Genomic DNA, 2,215 nt, shown 5'->3' on the forward strand with positions numbered 1-2,215 from the left:
CGCCGATCAGCGGCTTGAACACGTTGAGCTCCAGATGACCCTGCAGGCCGCCGACGGTCACCGCGACATGGTTGCCCATGACCTGCGCCGCGACCATCGTCAGCATCTCGCATTGTGTGGGGTTGACCTTGCCCGGCATGATCGAGCTGCCCGGCTCATTCTCCGGCAGCTTGAGTTCGCCCAGCCCGCAGCGTGGCCCCGAGCCGAGCAGGCGGATGTCGTTGGCGATCTTGCTCAGCGACACGGCGATGACGTTGAGCAGGCCCGACAGCTCGACCAGCGTGTCGTGCGCCGCCAGCTCGGCGAACTTGTTCGGCGCGCTGGTGAACGGCAGCTGGGTCAGGTTGGCGACTTCCTTCGCGAAGGCCTTGGCGAACCCCTTGGGCGCGTTGAGCCCGGTGCCGACCGCCGTGCCGCCCTGCGCCAGCCGGAACAGGCGCGGCATCATCCCCTCGACCCGCTCGATATTGTCGGCGATCATCTGCGCATAGCCGGAAAATTCCTGGCCGAGCGTCAGCGGCGTCGCGTCCTGCAGATGGGTCCGCCCGATCTTGACGATATGGTCCCATTGCCTGGCCTGCGCATCGAGCCGGGCGTGGATCAGGCGCAGCGCCGGGATCAGCGTGCCGCACACCGCGCGCGCTGCAGCGATGTGCAGCGCGGTCGGGAAGCTGTCGTTGGACGACTGGCCCATGTTGACATGGTCGTTGGGGTGGACCGGCTCCTTGCCGCCGCGCGTCCCCGCCAGCTGCTCGTTGGCGCGCCCGGCGATGACCTCGTTGGCGTTCATGTTCGACTGGGTGCCGCTGCCGGTCTGCCAGATGACCAGTGGGAATTGGGTGTCGAGGTCACCGCGCGCGACTTCGGCCGCGGCCTGCTGGATCGCCTCGGCCAGCTGCGGGGGCAAGCCGCCGATGCGCGCATTGACCCGCGCCGCCGCCTGCTTGACGAAGCCCAGCGCGTGGACGATCTCGACCGGCATCCGCTCGCTTGTCCCGAACGGGAAATTGCCGATCGAGCGTTCGGTCTGCGCGCCCCAATAGGCGTCGGCGGGGACGTTGATTGCCCCGAAACTGTCGGTTTCGCTGCGTGTGGCGCTCATGCTCTGTTCCCCGAACTATCTTCCCGCGCCCTAGCCAGCGAAGCGCGACGAGTCGAGTTAGAGCAGCCCGGCGGCCAGCGCCTTAAGGTCCGCCTCGGGCCGCGCGCCATAATGCTGGATGACTTCGGCGGCGGCGATCGCGCCCAGCCGGAGCGAGGTTTCGAGCGACTTGCCCTTCGCCTGCCCGGCCAGGAAACCGGCGGCGAACAGGTCGCCCGCGCCGGTCGTGTCGACCAGCCGTGCGATCGGCTCGGCCGGGACCGACGCGCGCTCGTCGCCGGCGATGGCGACCGCACCCTTCGCGCTGCGGGTGACGACCAGTAGCGGCACGCGCGCCGCGACGGCGGCGACGGCGGCCTCGAACGCGCGTTCGCCGGCCAGCTCGGTGATCTCGGCCTCATTGGCGAACAAGATGTCGATCCGGCCGGCGTCGATCAGCGCGAGGAAATCGTCGCGATGGCGCGAGATGCAGAAGCTGTCGGACAAGGTGAACGCGACCCTGGTTCCCGCCGCCCGCGCCGCGTCGATCGCCGCCTTCATCGCCGCGCGCGGCTGCGCCGGGTCCCACAGATAGCCTTCGAGATAGAGGATTTTCGCCGACGCGACGGCGGCAAGATCGACGTCCTTCGCCTCCAGCATCTGCGCCGCACCCAGGAACGTGTTCATCGTCCGCTGCGCATCGGGCGTGACCAGGATCAGGCAGCGCGCGGTCGCGCCGACGTCGCCGCGCGCGGGGACGAGGAAGCGCACGCCTTCAGCCTCGATATCATGCTTGTAGATGTCGCCCAGTTCGTCGCTGGCGACCTGGCCGATGAAGGCGGCGCTGCAGCCCAGCGCGGCGAGCCCGGCGGCGGTATTGCCGGCTGATCCCCCACTGACTTCGCGCCCGGCATTCATCAGGCCGTAGAGCCGCACCGCCTCACCCTCGTCGATCAACCGCATCGATCCCTTGTCGAGCGATTGCCCGGCGAGGAAGGCGTCGTCGGCGTCGGCGATCACGTCGACGATGGCATTGCCGATGGCGAGCACGTCGAGGGTCTTGTCGGTCATGGGAACTCCGCGTGAAGAAGCGCGCCGGTTAGCGGGGGCGACCCGTCACGACAACTGGCATCC

The 2,215-nt window shown here is 68.7% G+C and carries 2 protein-coding genes; both read right to left on the minus strand.

Annotated features, from left to right (window positions below; genetic code table 11):
* On the minus strand, positions 1-1,102 hold a 1,102-nt coding region (locus RMN84_RS03280), incomplete at its 3' end, for a class II fumarate hydratase (protein WP_309610779.1).
* A 57-nt stretch (positions 1,103-1,159) separates the two neighbouring features.
* Positions 1,160-2,152 carry an adenosine kinase gene (locus RMN84_RS03285; RefSeq protein WP_309610780.1) on the minus strand — a complete coding sequence of 331 codons (993 nt, stop codon included), beginning with the start codon at positions 2,150-2,152 and terminating at the stop codon, positions 1,160-1,162.
* Positions 2,153-2,215: the final 63 nt, after the last annotated feature.

Origin of the sequence: Sphingomonas sp., from assembly GCF_031380695.1 — a bacterium.
Lineage (GTDB): Bacteria > Pseudomonadota > Alphaproteobacteria > Sphingomonadales > Sphingomonadaceae > Sphingomicrobium.

Bases quoted from the DNA above. Each gene is read 5' to 3' on its own strand.
- RMN84_RS03285 (WP_309610780.1), bottom strand. From the start codon at position 2,152: ATGACCGACAAGACCCTCGACGTGCTCGCCATCGGCAATGCCATCGTC.